The organism is Paenibacillus tabacirhizosphaerae (assembly GCF_040812395.1).
Lineage (GTDB): Bacteria > Bacillota > Bacilli > Paenibacillales > NBRC-103111 > Paenibacillus_E.
On sequence record NZ_JBFNXH010000002.1, the window covers coordinates 322949 to 343135 of the forward strand.

Here is a 20187-nt window from a genome sequence, read left to right on the forward strand (position 1 = left end):
TTTTTCGTTATTCAGATTTCAAAATTTGGATAATAAACGCTGAGAAATCCGCTGATGTGAAGGATCTGGATAAGAGCGGGAATGAAGAACGGATGCGCAGTCCAAGTGAAAGCAGAACGAAAAGCTCAGCTGTTTTGCCCGTATCCACGGACATGGGAATAACCCCGTGCTGCTGTCCGGTTACAATCCATTGCTCAGATAACTGAACGGATCGTTCATAGAACCGGGTGAGCACCTCCGCGACCGCCGGATCATCTTCTTTCCCGATTAAATAAGCTAAAACTTTATTTGTCACGTCATTCGGCGTTTCCAAAGCTTGCAGATTGTTCGTGATTTTCTGCATCGGTCCATCGAACGTCTTCTTTTCCTGATCAACTTCACCCATGAATCGTTGGTTCGTTTCTTCCAGCCGTTCTTGCAGCACCCAGGCAAAAATCTCATTTTTGGTCTTCACGTAATGAAAGATTGCCCCCTTGGATAATTTGGATTTCTCCATAATGTCCTTCATTGTAACGGAATGGCAGCCTTTTTCATGAATCAGTTCTTTGGTTGCTTCTAATAATTGCTGTATGGTTTGGAGTCTGCGTTCCTCTTGCCTCAATTGAATTCCTCCAGGTTCGTATTGAACTTATCTTCTAAAATGTGGTTATTTCCTATTATATAAACCGACCATCGGTTTGTATATAGGTAAAGGTAAATTATTTTTACCTATAAAGAGCTAGGGGGAGGCCCCCCTAGGCTCAGATTAGCTCGTTGATAGCCTTCTTACGGTGATGAATACCACTAAACTTCTGGTATTTTACTCATATCCATATACAGCACATTCCACCGGTGACCATCCAAATCAGCAAAGCCAGCGCCGTACATCCAACCCTGATCATGAGGCTCACTAAAGACTGTCCCGCCGGCTATTACTACTTTCTTAAGTAATTCATCTACTTCCTCTTTGCTCTCTGCGTCTATGGAGATTAAAATCTCAGATGCTTGCTGTGTATTTACAAGTTCATTTCTTGTAAAATTTTTGAAAGTCTGTTCAGGAAAAAGCATAATCAATACATTTTTTTCTCCGATAACCAGGCCGGCCATTTCATTGCTATTTACATGTCGAGGATGAAAAGAAAAGCCGAGGGCAGTGAAAAACGCTTTGGAATTATTAAGGTCTTTCACCGGCAAATTCAACCAAAGTTCTTTTGTCATAGTCAGTTCTCCTTTTCACTAGAAGGTTAGAGCTGTCATACGCGAAAGTGGTCTGCTCGCCAACGGGTGATGGATTTCTTGATATTCATAGGGGTCATCCCTGTTTCCGCAGCCTTCACGCATAATTGGGGAAAAGATTCATCATCTGCGAAACGAAGCGCTATGATTTGTTGCAGACTGAGTCTGGCATCCAACGCATTGCCTGTCAGACGGAAATGCCGAAAATTCTCTTCCTGAAGAATACTACGATCCTGCAGTTTGGTTGCAAATTGCCGGACAAGCACTGTCAGTACCATAACGCAAAGTGAGATTCCGAAAATTAACAAGGAAGAAAAAGTGAATGTTTCTTTTAGTAAGTAGACCACAGACGCGATGAAAACGATCAAAGAGATGGGTGCCAGGACAAAATGGTACAAAGGAACGAATTTCTTATGGTTGTCCAAGCTTTGTGTGTTGAGATTGCTCAAATCGGATGCCTCCCAGTATTTGTATTTGTATTTGCTCTTTTTTTGGATTTTTGATTCACACCATCCGATCTTCTGCTGAAAAGTAGATTGGTCACGATATTCATTAAGAAGAAAATAATCCTGTTGTTCACAGCAGAAATTGATTTGAGCGAGAGCCCCCATACCTAAGTTTATCAAGCTTTATGCGTAAAAACAAAACCCTTGCTATAAAGCATCTTAAGTAAATAATACCACGTGTTGAAATGAATAATAAAAAGTAGTATATTAATTGACATGTCAATCATTGATGGGTCAATTATTGGCGTATCCATGACAAATTGTTTTCATGCGACTCACTCGAGAGGGGGCTGATCATGTCTCGATCGCTGTTGGAAGAGGAACAAATTTTATACCTGCTCAAAGGACTCGCTAATAAAATCAACCCTAAGTTTGAACGTTGTACGGGTATTAGTTCGTCACGATACGAATTGCTGCATGAGCTGTACCAAGCCGATGAAATAAACCAATCCACGCTAGGCAAGGTCGTCAATATAGACAGCGCCGCGATTACGCGGCACCTCAAACAACTCGAAGCTGACGGCATGGTTGTTAGACGCAAGAACCCTGACGACAACAGGGTCACTTTCGTCCGCCTTACTGAAGAAGGACGCAAACGAATTGTAGGATACAAGGAAGAGAAAGCAGCCTTCGTATCCCAAATGCTGCAAGATTTTAGTCGAGAAGAACTTCATACCCTTGTTGATCTTCTCGGCCGTATGCAAAACAATATCTAAATATGCTGAATCCATCTGTCTTTAGGATGAGAAAGAAAGGGAGTTAACAAACATCATGAGTAAATATCAGAAAACGAATGATTTTAATAAAGTCGTCTTCGGGCGTCGTTCCGTTAAAAATTATGACCCTAGCGTCAAAATCAGTCGTGAGGAAATGACTGAAATTCTAGCTGAAGCGACTCGCGCCCCGTCTTCGGTCAATATGCAGCCTTGGCGCTTTGTCGTAATCGACAGCGAAGAAGGGAAAGCTAAGCTTGCCCCTCTTGCCAGATTTAATCAAAATCAAGTAAAAACCTCGTCGGCAGTTATTGCCGTCTTTGGGGATATGAATAATTTCCAGTACGCGGAAGAGATTTTTGGCAAAGCTGTCGAGCTAGGCTATATGCCGCAAGAAGTGAAAGATATGCAGATGAAAGCTTTCACGCCATACTATGCAAATATTTCGGACGCCGATATGCGCGATGTCATATTGGTCGATGCAGGACTCGTCTCTATGCAGCTCATGCTCGTTGCCCGTGCGCATGGCTATGATTCAAATCCGATTGGCGGATTCGAGAAAGATCAAATCGCCGAGGCTTTTGAGCTGGACAAAGATCGCTTCGTACCTGTAATGCTGATCTCCATCGGGAAAAAAGCTGGGGCTGGATATCCGTCTTACCGCTTGCCCGTGGAAACAGTGACCACCTGGAAATAAGCTTGCATGGCTGCGCCTATGGATCTCACTCTTTGGAATTGAGTTTCTAAAGAGTGTTTTTTGTATTTTTACACAAGGAATAGAACGATACTGAATCGTATGTGAATCGATATATGCTATAATCGCTTTTATAAGATTTAAGATTCACGAATAGATGAGGTGAGCAAGAGAGAATGATCCAAGAAACGGGCAAAATTAGAAATAGCACTCTTACATGGAGACTGTTTTTTGGTTTAAAGCTAATCTTTGATTTAGCATTAACAGGTGTTTTTTATTTTGAAAATTCGATTACGATCTTTTGGAGACTTAGTTTTATCGTCATTTCATTGGTAGTTTTCCTTTTGATAAATTTATTTTACTTTAACATGAAAAGAAAACAGGCATGGCTTTTACATATCCTCATCATTGATTTCTTGGTATCCGCTTCTTATGGTTATGTGTATATCGGTGGAGACTTCCCCAATCATTTATTTATTGGAATTACAGCCTTGGCGATTTTAATGTTAGTAAAGAACACCAGAGCGATCATCATGACTTGCATACTTTTATTGGCTGTATATGTGGTTACGATGGGGAGTATTGATTGGTATTTATATAAACGATTCGATGAAATTGGCTACTTTATATCCGGTTCGTTTATTGTTTTCGCAGGTATTGTGAGCTCTTTAATCCATTATTATCAACGCGCACGAAGGGATACGATGCAGTTATATGCACAATTGATGCAATCCCATGAGCGACTACAGGACTATGCTCTCAAGACGGAAGAGTGGGCTACGACAAGGGAAAGAGTGCGAATCGCGCGCGACATTCATGATACGATAGGTCATAAACTGACGGCATTATTGGTTCAAATGCAAGCTGCCCGCAAACTAAGCGGTCTGGATTCTTTGCGCAGCGAACAAACCTATCTGGAATGTGAAGATTTAATCAGATCGTCATTGCAAGAGGTCCGGCTTTCGGTAAGGGCAATTCGGGATGAACCTTTTAAGTCTACTTCTTTAACGGATAGTCTTGGCAAGCTAACGGAGGAGTTTAGCAAATTTGCCGAGGTTCAAACCGATTTTGAAGTGATTGGGATTCCAGTTCCACTACCAGGTGATCTGCAACTAACCGCCTATCGAATTGCACAGGAATCACTTACGAATGCACAGAAGCACGGTCATGCGAAACATGCAAAAATATTGTTAGCCTATTCTGCGACTGGGTTCTCTCTGAGCATACGCAATGACGGAGAGCTCCCTGCAGAACTAAAACCGGGGTTTGGTTTAATCAATTTGAAAGAAAGAGTGAGGGAGTGGAATGGAGAAGTGCGTTTTTGCATGGATCGGCACGAGGGTTTTGCTGTTGAAGTGCAGCTCCCTTACTCTTTAATGGAAATGGAGCGTGTCGATGTTTGAGAATCCTAATTGTAGACGACCAGCGGCTTATGAGAGAGGGGCTTGCGACCATCATCGGTTTGGAACCGGACATGGAAGTAATTGGAACGGCAGTGGATGGGAGAGATGCCTATACCAAAGCGCTTGAATCGCGGCCGGACATTGTATTGATGGATATCCGAATGCCGGGAATGGATGGCGTGGAAGGATCGGAATTGATTCTTAGGGCTTTACCGGAGACAAAAGTGCTGATTCTGACCACGTTTGATGATGCGGAGTTAATTTTACGCGTTTTGGAAAAAGGCGTCCATGGATATTTGTTGAAGGATATGCCGTCTGAGGCGATCGTCAGTGCGATTCAAACGGTATACAATGGCGGGACAGTGCTTCAACCCGAGATAACGGCAATGCTTATTCATGATCTTAAAAAAATGTCGAAAGTGAACTCAAATAGGACTCACCCATCAAGTATCAATGAGCCAGATGAGCTCGGGTCTCTGACCGAACGGGAGAAAGAAGTACTATCTTTATTAGGCCAAGGCTTAAACAACAGAGAGATTGCAGGTATTCTTATTATCACGGAAGGTACAGTGAAAAATCACGTTTCGAATCTCATAGCGAAGCTTGGGCTGCGCGACCGAACACAAGCTGCTGTATTTTCAGTTCGTCATCAAATATAACTAAAAGGGTATGACTTTTGGCATAAAGTGTGAGAATAATCATGCTTTAGCGATCAAACGTTCTGCCTTTTTCTTTGTGAATACATGACTTTTCACAGATTTGCTTACACCATGTTCTTGATAAAATCAAAGTGTAAGAAAATACAATATGAGGAGTTATGAAGATGAAAAAAATAATAATCACCTACTGGGTAATCACTGTTTGTACACTTATAGGGTTCTCACTCAGTGCTGTCAATGAGATTGCCCAATCTCCTAAAACATTTATAGAAACTACGCAGCTGTTGGGCTACCCAGCATACTTTCTGACTCTTCTTGGAGTGGCAAAACTGATAGGCATCATTGTTCTTCTTGTTCCTAAATATTACAGGCTCAAAGAATGGGCATATGCTGGTTTTACAATTGATTGTATAGCTGCATTTTGGTCGGAAAATGCTGTCGGCAATCCTATGGGAAGTATTAAGTCTGTCGTAGTCTTTATGTTTGTTATGCTTTCTTACTATATGCTGCGGAAAATGCAAAGAGGCTTGCAATTAACAATATAATGGGGTCATACAGATGTCTATCCATGCTGGGATGTAGTATTTCTGCTACTTTATGATTTTAAATGGACAAAGGAGCTAAGCGGATTGTGCGTGCTTAACTCCTTTGTTTTTTACGTCCACTGCTGCTCTCTTCAGCAGGTTATGGGCGAGCAAAAGCCGCCCGATCTCCAGACTTACTTTGGGTAAGCCTCGAAGCAGGAATCTTTTGAACCCTGGTTAGGCTGTTGGCGCCGATTCTACCAAGGGAGCGCTTCTTGTTTATGGAAGAATCCGCCCGTCGGGCCGTCAGCCAGCAATGTCGCAAGCCATACCGCCGTTTCGGCGCCTTCGCTTACCTCCATCGGTGCGCCGTCCCCGCCCATGTCCGTCTTTACCCAACCAGGATGACAGGCATTCACCTTCACGTTCGTATCGCGTAAAGCTATCGATAGCTGTGCCGTCCATGCGTTCATCGCCGCTTTCGAAGTCGTATACGCCGGAACGGCCCGGCTTCCGAGCATGTCGTTCGAGAGAATTGTGCCGAGAGAACCGAGAATACTCGATTGGTTAACAATTCTGCCTGCAGCACTCACCTTCAAGAGGGGGAGCAACGCTTCGGTTAATGCCTGCGGCCCGAATATGTTCACTTCGAACGAGCTTCTCATAACTTCGAGATTATTGCCCAAATGATCCAAATAAACGCCGGCGTTGTTCACGAGTATGTCCAGTCTGCCGTATTCCCTTTCGATCAGCTCCGTTATAGAGCGAATATGCCCAGCATCGGTCACGTCCAGCTCGACGCCTCGCGCCTCGATCTGCTCCTTGCGCAATCCGGCAGCGGCTTCATCGGCTCTGGCTATCGACCTCGCTCCGAGAAGTACGGCGATCCCTTGCCGGCCTAATTGTCTCGCGATCTCCAGACCTAGCCCTTTGTAAGCCCCCGTTATTAATGCCACTTTCTTATCGTTCATCGATTTCATCCTCCGCTTGCCATTTATTTTGTACTGATGAGTACATAATGATCAAAAAAAAGTGGTTCATTTCAAAAGATGAACCAATTGTTCAATCGCTTCGCCGATGGCTGCGCGATCAGGCTGCCCTTTCATCGTGACTGAAAGGCCCACGGCTGAAATAGATAAAGCGGAAGCGACGCTTGCCGCATTCAATTCGGCCGACAGCTCTCCATTACGAATGCCTTCCTCGATCGTCTCCCGCAGGAGAACCGTTACTTTCTGATGAAACTCTGTTGTGAAAGAGGCAAGGCTCGCATTCCGCGGCGCCATTTCCGTCAACGTGTTCACGCATAAGCAACCCCATTCAGGACGTTTCCCACCCTCGTTGTTCGTTATGCCCAACAAATAGAGTCGCACGGCCTCTTTTGCGGAAGGCGCTTGGCTCAGCTTACTCTTGATATAGACAAGACTTATATCGGCGTATTTGCGGATCGCGGCGTTGAAAAGTTCTTCTTTGCCCCCGAAAGTACCGTACAAGCTTGGCCGCTGTATGCCCATCACCTCTGTAAGGTCGCTGATCGAAGTCGCTTCGTAACCCTTTTGCCAGAACAATTCCATTGCCTTCATCAAAGCTTTCTGTTCATCGAATTCGCGTGGTCTTGCCATATTCGGCCACTCTTTCTGTACCAATTGGTATATAATTAATTTATTCTTTTTTATCAATTATGTCAATTATAAAATACGGATTGTCCCAGGCACCCGACACCCGTGAAACCCAAAGAGAAACTTTGTTAAATAATTGGAACAGAAAACAAGCTGACACTGATGGGGTATCGGTGTCAGCGTTGGTAAGTATATTTTTGACACTAGTTATTAAAAATCCTTCTAAGTAGTTACATAAAAATAATTAAATTGAATTAATGATTTCGAGTAATCTAGCGATCGCCATCTATTTACAAATTTTTTCATATAATGATATAATCACTACATTCCGATTAATAAGGAGGGATTATTAAACAATTCTATTTGTATACGCTTTCATATAATTTGGAAGTTTGGTGTTATGCGACTATATTCCATTGGAGGAGAAATGATGAGAAAGTTTAAGTCTGTACTTGTGGCTGGCGTTATGTTTGGCAGCATTATCACCCCTGTAACTGTAAGCGCTGCCAATGAACCTGCGGTTTCGACGACGCAGCAAACGTCATCTGCAGGATTTGTCAAAGCATCGGGAACACAATTTATTGTTGACGGCCATCCCTTCTATTTTGCGGGAGCCAATTCCTATGATTTGTTTACCTATGGGGACGGTTCCAACACAAGTTCCACTGAAGACATTGAAACCAAGTATATGTACAAGGACAAAATCGATTCCATTATGAGTCAGATGGCGCAAGACGGCATTAAGGTTGTGAGAACCTGGGGCTTCTCTAATGAAAACTGGCATGGATTCGAGACAGCGAAAGGCGTGTATAACGAAGCGCAGTTCATGCTGTTTGACTATATTATGGAATCTGCCAATAAACACGGCATTAAAATCATCATCACCCTCGAGAACTACTGGGACGCATACGGCGGTATTGATAGAAAGCTGCAGTGGGAAGGGCTAAGCGGCGGAAACCACACAGCAAGAGCCCAGTTCTTCACCAATACAAAAACGAGAGCGCACTACAAGGCCTATGCAGAACATTTTATTAACCGGATCAATCACTATACAGGAGTAGCTTACAAGGACGACCCTACCATATTCGCATGGGATTTAATGAACGAGCCGAGATACCAGGATGCACCAGTTAATGAAAATAAAACAGGCCTTACCTTGAGGGCGTGGGTAGATGAAATGGGTGCCTACATCAAGAGCCTGGATCCCAACCATATGGTAACCGCCGGAATCGAAGGACATGAGACCAGATATGGCTTTGGCGGGGATGAAGGCAACCCGTTTATTTATATTCAGCAATCTCCTTATATTGACTTCACTTCCGCACACCCGTATCCGGACGAATATTGGGCGAATCTTACTCCGGAAAAAAATGCGGATATAATGAGAATGTGGATTAACGATTCTCATAACGTGATAGGCAAACCGTTTGTCGCTGGCGAATTCAATAGCCATAACAATAAGGATCTGTATTGGCCCTCCGTTTTTGGAGTCATTGAAGAGAAAGGCGCAGCAGGCGGATTGCTCTGGGAATACAACAGCAAAAAGCTGAGCGACTTTACCATTGTTCATGGCGACCCCATACTTACCTATTTCAAAGCCCATTCAGACAGAATGGCTGCCAAGAATAATGTAGCCGCAAACTATGTAACCCCTGCACAGGCCACTTTCGACAAAAAAGAGGGTACGCAGGCAGATATCTCTTTGACACTAAGTCTCTTGTCAGGCAATACGTTAACTGCGATTAAGAATGGCGCATCAACTCTAGTAAAAGGAACCGACTACACCCTATCGGGCAATACCGTGATCATCAAAAAGAGCTATCTAGCGGCATTGCCTCAAGAAAATGCCACTCTTGTCTTTGATATCAGCTCGGGCTATGACCCGTCAGCCACGATAAACATCATAGATTCAGGCATATTAAACTCGGAGCTGAATTCGACGGAAGCCTCTTTTGACAAAAACGTAGCGAGACAGAATGATGTGTCCGTCTCTTTCACTTCCAACGGAAATACGTTTGTTGGCATTAAGAATGGATCCGCTGTGCTGACAAGCGGCACAGACTACACGGTATCGGGCAATACTGTGGCCGTGAAGAAGAGCTACCTGGCTAATCAAGCTGTGGGGACAGTTAACCTGACCTTTGATTTCAACCGGGGAACTGATCCGGTATTGAAGATTACAGTGGCAGATACTTCAGGCCAAGATATAATAGACAACTTTGAGAGTTATGCCGGTTCAGCTTCCAGCTTGCAATCTGCTTATGTGAAGAATGGGAACGGGAACTCTTTAACAGTTGGGCTAGATAACCACAACAGTGAAAGCGCATACGGAATGTCTTATGCATACACCATTGGTTCGCCTAATTATGCGGGAGTGACTCGATCGATTGGCAACAAGAGCTGGTCTGGCTTTAAAGGACTCTCCTTCTGGCTGAAACCCGACGGTTCGAATCGAGAACTAACGATACAGATCAAGGAAACCGGCGGGGAGTATTGGGAAACACGTTACAACCTATCCTCCGCCACAGCATCGACCGTAACGCTACCGTTCAGCAGCTTTACCCACCCGAGCTGGTACAGTGGCGGGAATGGAACCCTTGATCTTGGATCCATCGCAGAGTATTCCTTATATATCGATCAAGGGCAAGGGAACGCAGGAAACGGAACACTGTATTTTGATAACATCAAACTTGCGGAACAAATCGATCCCAAGCCACCGATAGATAAACAGGCGCCAACCGTACCTGCAAACCTGCAAAGTCCGGCTAAAACGTCCGCATCTGTTAATCTTACATGGTCCGCCTCGAGCGACAATGTTGGCGTGCAAGCCTATGACATTTACAATGGAACCACTCTTGCAGGTTCAACATCGGATACAAGCTATACGATTACAGGCTTATCTGCAAATACGGCTTACAGCTTTACGGTTAAGGCCAGAGACGCTGCAGGCAATGTATCTGATGCAAGCAGCACATTGAATGTCACAACAGACACAACAAACCAGCAGTATCCTGCCTGGGATATTAATAAACAGTATGTTGGCGGCGAAATTGTGACCTATAATGGGAAGTTATGGAAAGCTCAATGGTGGACAAACCGTGAGGTTCCAGGGACCACTGGGCAATGGGGAGTTTGGAAAGAGTATACAAATTGATAACGCTATGATAAAAGAGAAGGCCCGTGCTGCTGAGCATGAGCCTTCTCTTTTTGTTCCGCGTTGCTCAACAACGGACATCGAATTCCAAGCATAACCTGCCTGTGCATAAAAATGTGTTTAATCAGGATTTCACAGCCAACAAGCCAAATGAAAATGGGTGACAGATATCATTTGCGTCGCGACCGGAGAAGGCTGGCTTTACCTCGCTTGCGTAGTGGATTTATACTCCCGCAAAATCGTTGATTGGCAGACAAGCGGACGTATGACGAAAGAACTGGTGCGACACGCTCTGGCTTGAGAAAAATGATGGGGGATCGGAGTGGGAAATGCCTGAGTAAGCATTTGGGGGGGCTTCATGGGGGTAAACGTAGGCGTACTGAGCGTTGGCCATTCGGTGATTTCAACGTATGACCTATACACTCCTATGAGGGAGTGACCGCGTTAACTATTTTAACGAGCGCAACTGGTCCGATTTCAATCCACGCTCCTATGCGAGGAGCGACTTTGCCAATCATAATCCCCTATGTCCGTTATCCGATTTCAATCCACGCTCCTTCACAAGGAGCGACGTCCCCGTATTTAAGTTATACAAGGTGTAGCCACCAATTTCAATCCACGCTCCTACACAAGGAGCGACACGCTACCCTCTGTAATGTCTTGCGTCGTAATCATTTCAATCCACGCTCCTACACAAGGAGCGACGCTTCAATCAAGCAGCAACCAAGCATGCCTCCTTCATTTCAATCCACGCTCCTACACAAGGAGCGACACTACAATTTTCACGTAATCCGGCAAAAGCCGGAAATTTCAATCCACGCTCCTATACAAGGAGCGACTGCGATCGCATTCTTTGCGCATCCCATCAGTACGTATTTCAATCCACGCTCCTATACAAGGAGCGACGGGAACGAATTACGATACCTGGCTGCACGAAATCATTTCAATCCACGCTCCTATACAAGGAGCGACCGAAGGTAACGGGCAAGGGGCAGGTTTACTTTGTATTTCAATCCACGCTCCTATACAAGGAGCGACCAGTTTATTCGTAAAGCGCGGGTTCGACGGTCAATTTCAATCCACGCTCCTATACAAGGAGCGACGTGTTTTGTATTCTCCTTTCCTTATGATATAGGGACATTTCAATCCACGCTCCTATACAAGGAGCGACAGGCAACAAGCTGGTGAATATATCAACAACAAAAAATTTCAATCCACGCTCCTATACAAGGAGCGACTTGAATCGCGTACGCCTACGTCGTCCATTACAAATTTCAATCCACGCTCCTATACAAGGAGCGACCAAAGCGTTGAAACCAGAATTCGAAGCGATGGAAATTTCAATCCACGCTCCTATACAAGGAGCGACGCGACCTTCAATATCGTTATCAAGGGCAGGGACAATTTCAATCCACGCTCCTATACAAGGAGCGACAAGATGTGTTCTTGTCTTTTTTACAGACAGTTCGAGATTTCAATCCACGCTCCTATACAAGGAGCGACAAAATCGGTGGCATATTCGTTGCTGAGATTGTCATTTCAATCCACGCTCCTATACAAGGAGCGACACGCATTAAACGATTTTTTGCAGACGTTGAAGGCATTTCAATCCACGCTCCTATACAAGGAGCGACCCTGTCTCGCCTATCACTCTGCCAACGAAAGATCATTTCAATCCACGCTCCTATACAAGGAGCGACGTAAAAGGGTATCAACTTCCTAATCGTACCAATATTTCAATCCACGCTCCTATACAAGGAGCGACAATTTGTAACCATCAGACTCTCTCATCATTTCAATATTTCAATCCACGCTCCTATACAAGGAGCGACCTCGATGTCACTCGGTTCTCCGATTGCTTTTGCTGTATTTCAATCCACGCTCCTATACAAGGAGCGACTCGATCTGGCAAAAGGTGCACTCAAATAAAAAAAATTTCAATCCACGCTCCTATACAAGGAGCGACTATACCCGTCGTTAAATGGTCTATTGGATGCTGAATTTCAATCCACGCTCCTATACAAGGAGCGACGCAGAAGCCTAATAACGTTATTGCAAATTCGGGATTTCAATCCACGCTCCTATACAAGGAGCGACCGATTCCTGGCAATCAAACAGTCAACCTATCATGATTTCAATCCACGCTCCTATACAAGGAGCGACTCAACGGTAAGCAAGTATTGCCGCGAGCTGGAGATTTCAATCCACGCTCCTATACAAGGAGCGACCTGGAGACAAAAAGATTACGCTAACGTTTAATGTATTTCAATCCACGCTCCTATACAAGGAGCGACTGGTTTGGATAGGGATGCAGTGGAGGACCTGTGGAATTTCAATCCACGCTCCTATACAAGGAGCGACTGGCTGTATAATGCTAACATCGGGGCCGAATGCGGATTTCAATCCACGCTCCTATACAAGGAGCGACCGTTAACAACAGGACAAAGTACAACGGGTACAGGTATTTCAATCCACGCTCCTATACAAGGAGCGACAGCGACATAATTGAAGCCTTATACCACAAGGCCTCAGAGTCTATAAAGTGCGAACTACAATTACCAAACCAATAAAACTAGAAATTTGTTTCAAACATTAACGCCTCAGTCTTACTTTACGCAAGGTGCGAATCCCCCCAGGAATTTTATGTGAGCTTACGATTCGCACCTTATCGTCTCGAAGCATTTCGAATGCTATCGGGTTGTCGTTTATAACATCTCGAGCAATTCAACACCCGTTGGCACATTTTCTTTATCTATGGATGCTTGAATACAAATAATTTGCGCGCAAGACATCTTACCTCTCGCCGCCGAATGATCGTGGTCGAACATCATCTTCAACGTTTCAAAAAACACGCTGAGGTCATTTTCCGCGAAGCCTGTTTTCTGCGCAAATCTAGCGGGAAATAAACCCTTCGACCCTGTACAGAGCGTAGGGTGACGTCAACTTTTGGCTCATCCGCCAACCAAACAGAGGTCACCGAACAATTGGATGTTTTTGTCGTCGCTAATACCGCTGTTGTACTCGATCCAGCCCCGACGTCCGTCTCCGTCGTTGTCGTTGACCATCAGGGAGAACTTGATGACGTCCCCCTCCTGCAACCGATCCGGTTGCTTCAAAATCTCCTCCCAAGGAACCGCAATTTCGTACATGGTTTGATTACCTTTCCGGACAGCCGCGACTTCCATCGATTTCACGGGTCCCGTTTGGAATCCTTCCGGCGCGATCCAGCGCCATGTCTTTACCGAACCATCGGTCTGCAGCGACACGCCGAATTCATGCACGCCTGGGATGCCTGACGATTCGGGGAGAGCAAGCGCAAATTGCACGCTGTCGCCTTGCCAGATTTCGCTATCCCGTTTATCAGGTACATGCTGGTCATCGGTCATTTCCAAGGCGATCCGGAAATACCGGTCGTCCCATGCCACATAGCCTTTGCCGCTTATATCGTCAGGCCCTTTCCAATCGGGTATGCGAATTTCGTCTTTCTTATCCAGTGGAAAGACGGTTTGGTCGCTCCAATCTGCCAACGAACCGTCGATACGGAACGACTTCGTCGATTTTGCGGAAACGAGCACATGGGAAGTCGCCTCATACTTTTGCAAGACGTTTCCGTCCGGATCGGTGACCCTTACCGAGTACGCACCGTCGATAGCCTGGGGAAGCACAACCGTTTTCGTCTTGCCCGGATTCAATGATTCGAGGTCAAACGTTTCTTCCCGCGGTTTGCCGCTTGCTTCCTGCCGGATCACCAGTTTGCCCATCATGGTGGCGGCGGAAACGTTAAGCGCTTCCAAGCGGGTGCCAACTTGTTCCGACGACGCGTCATAGAACGTCGATACGGTCAGTTTCAAAGGCGGTACCACCTCGACGTAGAACGAGAAAGATGCCGCATCCGCGGCTTGCGGATCATTCGCCAGTTCCGCCACGACCGGGTAGTACCCTGCCGCTGCATTCGGCACTTGAATCGAAACGGTCGCGTCGGCGTTCACCTGAAATGCGCCGTCGTCGCCTTGCTTCCATCCTTCAGGCAGCTTCAGTCGGATATGCCCTTGCGCATTTGCGAAAGCGGGCTGCCGTTTTAACCGAATTTTGGCAATGTCCCCTGCAAACGCCTGAATACCGGTCGTCTCCGGGAGAAATGCTTGTTTGTCCGCGTTCATCGTGTTTCTCATGAAATGGGTGATCGCCGCCAGCTCGAGATCCCAATATTTTTTGCTTTTGTAGAACCTGTGTCCGGCATCATCGAAGGTCAAGAAATCGTGGTATACATGATGATTCAGCAGTTGTTCCGATAAACCGACGCTGCGTTCGTAAGGCACGGTCTGGTCGAGACGTCCGTGCAGGAAGATGACGGGGGGATAATACTTCGTTTTCCAGTCAGGAGAAATGATCCCGCCACCGTAAAAGTTCAGGATAGCGAAAATGCTATTGGCGTTCCGCTTATCGCTTCGTTCGTTGGAGAAATTGACTGACAGATGGCCGCCTGCAGAGTCTCCTCCAATTGCGATGCGGGAAGCGTCCAACCGATATTCATCCTGATGTGACTCGATCCACTGCAGCACATTCGACACATCATCCATCGCGTCGTTCAGCGTTCCAAAAAAATCTAAATCCGGATTGTCTCGCAGGCGGTAATTCGGGGAGATTGCAACGAATCCCCGTTTTGCCAATTCGGTACAGATTTCAGTCGCTTCCTGTTTGTCGCCGGACTTGTACCCGCCGCCGTGGATAAAGACGACGACTGGCCGTTTTTGCAAATTGTCGCTCTCGGGTTCATACAGGTCGAGTGACAATTTAGACGGAATTTGGCCAGTGGCCGGCGTGTCGGCATAGATCAAGTTGCGGTGTGCGCTCGTTCTGAACATCGGTACCAGATAACGCCCGTTACCCCGCTCGATAGGTTGGGATACCGTATTTGCTGTATTGCCGCCGCGATGGTTGACAGCATATGCGGAGAGACTGGTGAGAGCGAGTATCGTGAAGCCGAACGCGATCCATTTTTTTCTCATAGTCATCACCTTTCGATAGTTTCCTGTACTGTTATTTATATTGATAACAAACAACATGGATGCGAAAGGGTTATCTGAGAGGCGAAAATAATTGAGCTGGAAATCGGAGGAGGGCTCCGAGCCCGAAGTCTTGATCCCCTACCAGCGTCGAAAAAGAAGCTGGCCAGAAGCCAGATGGTCGGCGTCTTTCTATGGGACTTCAGAAACTCAAGCTTTGGGGTTAATGCGTCATCTGTTGAAAAGAGCGGTTACGCAGCGATTGGAAAGGAATAGAACATAATTTGATGCTCTTCTTCAATTAAGTATAGACTTTAGAAAAAAAATTGTCATCATCGTTGACATAAAATGCTGAGAGAGCATATCCGATTAACCGGCCTTCCTTTCGCCAGAGTTAATATGATTTTTTGAAGTTGGTCCCAAAGTGCTTCTTTTCTTATGGAGCCTAGGGGGATCGAACCCCCGACCGCATTGGCTGGTTTCACTGCCCTATATTTCAAATGTCTATCGCGCCTACTTCTATTGCAATGACATTGCTACTCACGATATTGACGGATTAAAATCAGCATGATATTGTTTACTTAACGATCGTTTAGTTAAAATCATTAAGAAAGGATGGCGCCCCTATGTCCCCTACCCCCAATAACCAAAGAAAGAGTATGTCAAATAGGGATTTGCAGGCGGCAAACAGAAGACAGCAGATTTTGGATGTGGCAAAACGTTTGTTTGCTGAAAACGGGTATCATGCCACTTCCATGCGAACGATTAATAGGGAGATCGGCGTGACGGAGGCATTGACGTATCATTATTTTCCTGGCGGCAAATTGGAAATTTTGCATACGATCGTTCGAGAAGAGCATGAGAAGAAAGTGGATGACTATACAGATGTGATCCAAGCATTCAATGACGACGTACCATTCCGTGATGCTTTGCTTTTATTTGCCCATCGAACTTCCGAACGTTTCACGAAGGACAAGGAGCTTTTACAGATTCTTATTCAAGACCGAAAATTATTAGATCGTGAGCAATTGGCAGCTTTTTCTCAAATGGGTCAGCAACCTATGACCGCGATAATTCATTTTCTGGAGAAGCATGCAAGAGAAGGGCATATTCGCGAAATGGATTACAGGCTTGCCGTCAGGCAAATTGTTTATCACATCGGATTTACTGCAATAAATCAAATCATCTTTGAGTTCAGCGCCGAGGAGGATTATAACAAACATATTGAAAAAATAGTCGATTTTACGATAGGGCTATGGTCTAAATAAAAAATTTTTAACAATTCACTAAACGAACGTTCGATAAATATTTGATGGATAAGGCGTTCACAGTTGATGGGTACGATGGTGCATTTGCTCAATCATCAGGTGATCAAAAACGATGCGGTAGGAAGGGTGGAATACAATGAACGAACGGATACTAATCTCTGGAGCGAGCATTGCAGGACAGACTCTGGCATACTGGTTAGCGCAATACGGGTTCCGACCCACTGTGATCGAACGCGCCCCTCAGTTGCGCAAAGGAGGTAACGGAGTTGACGTACGGGAGCAGGCCATCCAGGTGGTCGAGCGAATGGGGATCTTGCCGCAAATCCGAGATGCGGCGGCGGACGTCATCGGGATGTCATTCGTAAACGCGGCTAACCAAAGAGTGGCGCGGATCGACATGCAGGCCATCCAACGCAAGCATGCCAGTGGCGAAGTCGAGATCATGCGCGGTGACCTGGTGGCGTTGCTGCACAAGGTGACGAAGAACGACGTCGAGTACGTTTTCGGAGACTCAATCCGGACGCTGGAACAGACAGGCGATGGTGTAACGGTCTCCTTTGAACGCGGATCTACCCGCCAGTTCGATCTGGTCATCGGTGCCGATGGGATGCATTCGACGGTCCGTCATCTGGTTTTTGGTCCGGAATCACGGTTCATCCAATACAAGCAGCACTATTTTGGGTTCGCGAATGCGGATCCAGCATTGGGTGAGGACCGTTGGATGACAATGTATAACATGCCGGGCATGATGACAGGGATCTATCGCTCGGGCAACCACTCCGAGGCCAAAGCTTACTTCATTTTCCGACGGTCCGAACCGCTGACGTACGACCACCGGGACATTGAGCATCAGAAACGATTGCTGAGCGAAGCGTTTTCGGACGTATCGTCGTGGCGAGTGCAGGAACTGCTCACTGCGGCACTCGCCGATCCCGACTTCTACTTCGATGCGCTCAGCCAGGTGCGGATGCCATCGTGGTCGTCGGGACGCGTGGCGCTAGTGGGTGACGCCGCCTACTGTGCTTCTCCGGCGTCAGGCGCCGGGGCAACACTGGCCTTGGTTGGCGCGTACCGACTCGCAGTGGAGATCGCTGCCTCGGCCAGTAACCACCAGGTCGCATTCAGAAGGTACGAGGAAGGTTGCCGGAAAATGGTCAAACGAATGCAACAGATTGGCCCTAATGTCCGCCTCATGGTACCAAAGAGCCGCATCGGCATGTGGGCAAGAAACACTGCAGCCCGGTTGCCATTACTGGAGTCGTTGGCGGGAATAGAACGCATACTGCAACCCAAGCAGACCGATCCGCTGCCAGTCTACACATGGGAGAGCAGATCTTGAGACCGAAATCGGCTCGAAGAAGAAAACTGACATCAAGTCGGTTTTAAGGTCAATTATGGTGAATCTCAGGGGATGGTGGAGCTAGGGGGATCGAACCCCTGACTCCATCGCTGCCAATCGCTCATCAAGTGTTACTCTAAGCTCACCTTTTTCTTTATGGAGCCTAGAGGATGTCACTAAGTTTGCTATTTACATATTTACATGCGTTCTCTTATATAAAACTGATATCGCGGCTGCAATAAGGATCATACCCATAAAAGCGGGGGCGGCATGACCAAGTGATACATAGATTTGACCTCCAATGACTGGCCCAATTATTCTTGCTAAAGCCTGAATAGATTGGCTGCTTCCTTGAATCCTTCCTTGCTCACTGGAAGCGACAGACTTGGAGAGCATCCCATTGAATGAAGGCCCAAAGATCGAATCACCAAAACCAAATATAAACATGCCAACGATTAAAAGAGGATAGAATGAGAACAAAGCAGACGCTGCAATAAGACTGTAGCCTATAATCTCCGAGGCCATTCCAAGAATTGTGATTTGTTTATCACTAAGTTTTATTAAAAGCTTTGGCATGATGAAACCTTGTGAAATGATGTCCTGAAAGCCAATAATTGAAAACATAAGTCCGATTAGTCCAGGCTTCCAATTGAAAGTATCCATTGTAAATTGTGAAAAAACTGCCTGTAAAGACCCGTTGGGTATCCAAAGTAAGAACGCTGAGACAAATAGCCTTTTTAAGTTTTTCATGTTAAGCACGTTAGCAAGCTGTGTAAATGGATTCAGTCTAACAAAGGTTATCTCATTCAGTCTATTCTTCTTGTCAAGGCTCTCAGGCATAAAAAAGAATCCATAAACAACATTCAATAAAGTTATAATGGCTCCAAAATACATGGGTACAGTATAACCAAACTTGGCAAATAAACCGCCTAGCGTTGGGCCAATGACGGTGCCTACACCTACAGCTGCACTCGCCCATCCAAAGTATTTGGTTCTCTGTTCTGGAGGAATGATGTCTGCAAAATAGGCGAAGATCGTGCCTATGCTCCCGCCTGTTATACCTTCTATTATACGCCCAGCAAATAATACCCATAGAGCTCCTCCTATGCCAAAAAAGAAGTACCCGATTGCGGAACCCAAAAGGCATACTAAAAGCAATGGCCGACGGCCATATTTGTCGCTCAAAGCTCCAAGTACGGGGGCCGCAAAAAACACGCAGAGAGCATAAACAGAGGTCAGCAGCGTAACAACGATAGCTTGTTCTCCTGGATTGCTTGTATAAGACTGCACTAAGAATGGGACGACAGGTGCTAGGATACTGAAGCCTATTCCGCAAAGAAACACAGAGATAAGACCGAATAGTAAAGCGTGTTTATCTATGGTTTGTTCTGTGTTCTGTTCATTGTGTGATCTAAATCGGGACATTTAAAATCTCTCCTCAAAAGCTATCATTTTGATTCCTTGGAAACAAAGTTATCGTATCGCACTATTGTTTCCCTGTCAACAAAATAACAACAATAAAAAAGCAGCCCGTTCTCAATAGAGCCCGGCTGCCTGTGGTTTCATTTTCATTATTCAAATTTATTCTGACTTCACATCTATACCCAGTTTCTTTATTTCTGCATCCAAATGCCTACTATACGTGTCCAAGAAGCCTAGCATACTGTCAAATTGTTCCTCAGTTACCTGCTCAAATACGGCTTTATCCCGCTCTTGAAACTCTTTGTGCAGGTCCTCATGGATTTTATAAATGACTTTCCCTTGCTCAGTAAGCCTAAAATAGATTTCTTTCTTGTTATCCGACTTCTGGTAGCTTTCGATAAGGCCTTTTTCTATGAGCTTCTTAGTTATTTTACTTATGGCACCGCGAGTCATATAAAAAGATTCCGCAAGTTGTGTCACGTTGGAATCTACATTTTTTTCAATGTATTCGATGCAATGGACTTCAGAAGACTTATAACCCTTTAGACTGTTTTCCATCTTATCCTTATTGAGCCAAACCATCTTGTTATATAAGTCCCTGAAACCCATTATAACCTGATCTTCTTTGTTCATAACCTGTCCTCCCACCCGCTCTAGCACTAACAAAA

16 protein-coding genes, 2 pseudogenes and 1 CRISPR repeat array are annotated in these 20187 nt (G+C 45.6%); of the genes and pseudogenes, 9 read left to right on the forward strand and 9 right to left on the reverse strand.

Features of this window, described 5'->3' with window-relative positions; all coding sequences use genetic code 11:
• Window positions 1-7: 7 nt before the first annotated feature.
• The 3 genes from ABRS97_RS04405 to ABRS97_RS04415 form a co-directional block, all read right to left on the reverse strand.
• A complete protein-coding gene (locus tag ABRS97_RS04405) occupies window positions 8-601 on the reverse strand; it encodes a TetR/AcrR family transcriptional regulator (protein WP_367811687.1) in 594 nt (197 codons plus the stop codon).
• Window positions 602-783: 182 nt separating this feature from the next.
• Entirely contained in the window at window positions 784-1197 is a 414-nt protein-coding gene (locus ABRS97_RS04410; protein ID WP_367811688.1) for a VOC family protein, read from the reverse strand.
• 35 nt (window positions 1198-1232) lie between these two features.
• Complete coding sequence (locus tag ABRS97_RS04415) at window positions 1233-1664, reverse strand: DUF6526 family protein (RefSeq protein ID WP_367811689.1); 432 nt, start codon at window positions 1662-1664, stop codon at window positions 1233-1235.
• Window positions 1665-2017: 353 nt separating this feature from the next.
• Here ABRS97_RS04415 and ABRS97_RS04420 point away from each other — a divergent pair, with 353 nt between their 5' ends.
• The 5 genes from ABRS97_RS04420 to ABRS97_RS04440 all read left to right on the forward strand — a co-directional run bounded on the left by ABRS97_RS04420 (window position 2018) and on the right by ABRS97_RS04440 (window position 5735).
• Complete coding sequence (locus ABRS97_RS04420) at window positions 2018-2437, forward strand: MarR family winged helix-turn-helix transcriptional regulator (protein ID WP_367811690.1); 420 nt, start codon at window positions 2018-2020, stop codon at window positions 2435-2437.
• Window positions 2438-2492: 55 nt separating this feature from the next.
• Window positions 2493-3131, forward strand: a complete 639-nt coding sequence (locus tag ABRS97_RS04425; RefSeq protein WP_367811691.1) for a nitroreductase family protein — start codon at window positions 2493-2495, stop codon at window positions 3129-3131.
• A gap of 173 nt (window positions 3132-3304) precedes the next feature.
• Window positions 3305-4531: a sensor histidine kinase gene (locus ABRS97_RS04430; protein WP_367811692.1), complete on the forward strand. Its 1227-nt coding sequence runs from the start codon at window positions 3305-3307 to the stop codon at window positions 4529-4531.
• Window positions 4528-5190 (forward strand): response regulator, encoded by a 663-nt coding sequence (locus tag ABRS97_RS04435; protein ID WP_367811693.1) that lies wholly within the window; start codon window positions 4528-4530, stop codon window positions 5188-5190. Before ABRS97_RS04430 ends, ABRS97_RS04435 begins: the two co-directional genes overlap by 4 nt.
• Before the next feature lie 164 nt (window positions 5191-5354).
• Window positions 5355-5735 carry a DoxX family protein gene (locus ABRS97_RS04440; RefSeq protein ID WP_367811694.1) on the forward strand — a complete coding sequence of 127 codons (381 nt, stop codon included), beginning with the start codon at window positions 5355-5357 and terminating at the stop codon, window positions 5733-5735.
• A 236-nt stretch (window positions 5736-5971) separates the two neighbouring features.
• Here ABRS97_RS04440 and ABRS97_RS04445 read toward each other — a convergent pair whose 3' ends face one another.
• Complete coding sequence (locus tag ABRS97_RS04445) at window positions 5972-6685, reverse strand: SDR family oxidoreductase (protein ID WP_367811695.1); 714 nt, start codon at window positions 6683-6685, stop codon at window positions 5972-5974.
• 66 nt (window positions 6686-6751) lie between these two features.
• A complete protein-coding gene (locus tag ABRS97_RS04450) occupies window positions 6752-7333 on the reverse strand; it encodes a TetR/AcrR family transcriptional regulator (RefSeq protein ID WP_367811696.1) in 582 nt (193 codons plus the stop codon).
• Between the two features lie 424 nt (window positions 7334-7757).
• On the opposite strand from ABRS97_RS04450, the gene ABRS97_RS04455 reads away from it, so the two are divergent.
• Complete coding sequence (locus tag ABRS97_RS04455; RefSeq protein WP_367811697.1) at window positions 7758-10484, forward strand: X2-like carbohydrate binding domain-containing protein; 2727 nt, start codon at window positions 7758-7760, stop codon at window positions 10482-10484.
• A 77-nt stretch (window positions 10485-10561) separates the two neighbouring features.
• Window positions 10562-10779: pseudogene (locus tag ABRS97_RS04460) on the forward strand (DDE-type integrase/transposase/recombinase); the annotation flags it as partial.
• A gap of 179 nt (window positions 10780-10958) precedes the next feature.
• Window positions 10959-12979: direct repeats of the CRISPR family, unit length 32 nt; unit sequence ATTTCAATCCACGCTCCTATACAAGGAGCGAC.
• A gap of 210 nt (window positions 12980-13189) precedes the next feature.
• On the opposite strand, the pseudogene ABRS97_RS04465 reads toward ABRS97_RS04460, so the two are convergent.
• Window positions 13190-13381, reverse strand: a pseudogene (locus ABRS97_RS04465) (type I CRISPR-associated protein Cas7); the annotation flags it as partial.
• A 54-nt stretch (window positions 13382-13435) separates the two neighbouring features.
• On the reverse strand, window positions 13436-15493 hold the full coding sequence (locus tag ABRS97_RS04470) for an alpha/beta hydrolase fold domain-containing protein (protein WP_367811699.1): 2058 nt from the start codon (window positions 15491-15493) through the stop codon (window positions 13436-13438).
• Window positions 15494-16116: 623 nt separating this feature from the next.
• Between ABRS97_RS04470 and ABRS97_RS04475 the strand changes: the two genes are divergently transcribed.
• Both ABRS97_RS04475 and ABRS97_RS04480 read left to right on the forward strand, forming a co-directional pair.
• Window positions 16117-16758, forward strand: coding sequence for a TetR/AcrR family transcriptional regulator (locus ABRS97_RS04475; RefSeq protein ID WP_367811700.1), 642 nt, complete (start codon window positions 16117-16119; stop codon window positions 16756-16758).
• A gap of 136 nt (window positions 16759-16894) precedes the next feature.
• Complete coding sequence (locus tag ABRS97_RS04480) at window positions 16895-18097, forward strand: FAD-dependent monooxygenase (protein ID WP_367811701.1); 1203 nt, start codon at window positions 16895-16897, stop codon at window positions 18095-18097.
• 189 nt (window positions 18098-18286) lie between these two features.
• On the opposite strand, the gene ABRS97_RS04485 is transcribed toward ABRS97_RS04480, so the two are convergent.
• On the reverse strand, window positions 18287-19522 hold the full coding sequence (locus ABRS97_RS04485) for an MFS transporter (protein ID WP_367811702.1): 1236 nt from the start codon (window positions 19520-19522) through the stop codon (window positions 18287-18289).
• Window positions 19523-19678: 156 nt separating this feature from the next.
• Entirely contained in the window at window positions 19679-20152 is a 474-nt protein-coding gene (locus tag ABRS97_RS04490) for a MarR family transcriptional regulator (RefSeq protein ID WP_367811703.1), read from the reverse strand.
• Window positions 20153-20187 lie beyond the last annotated feature (35 nt).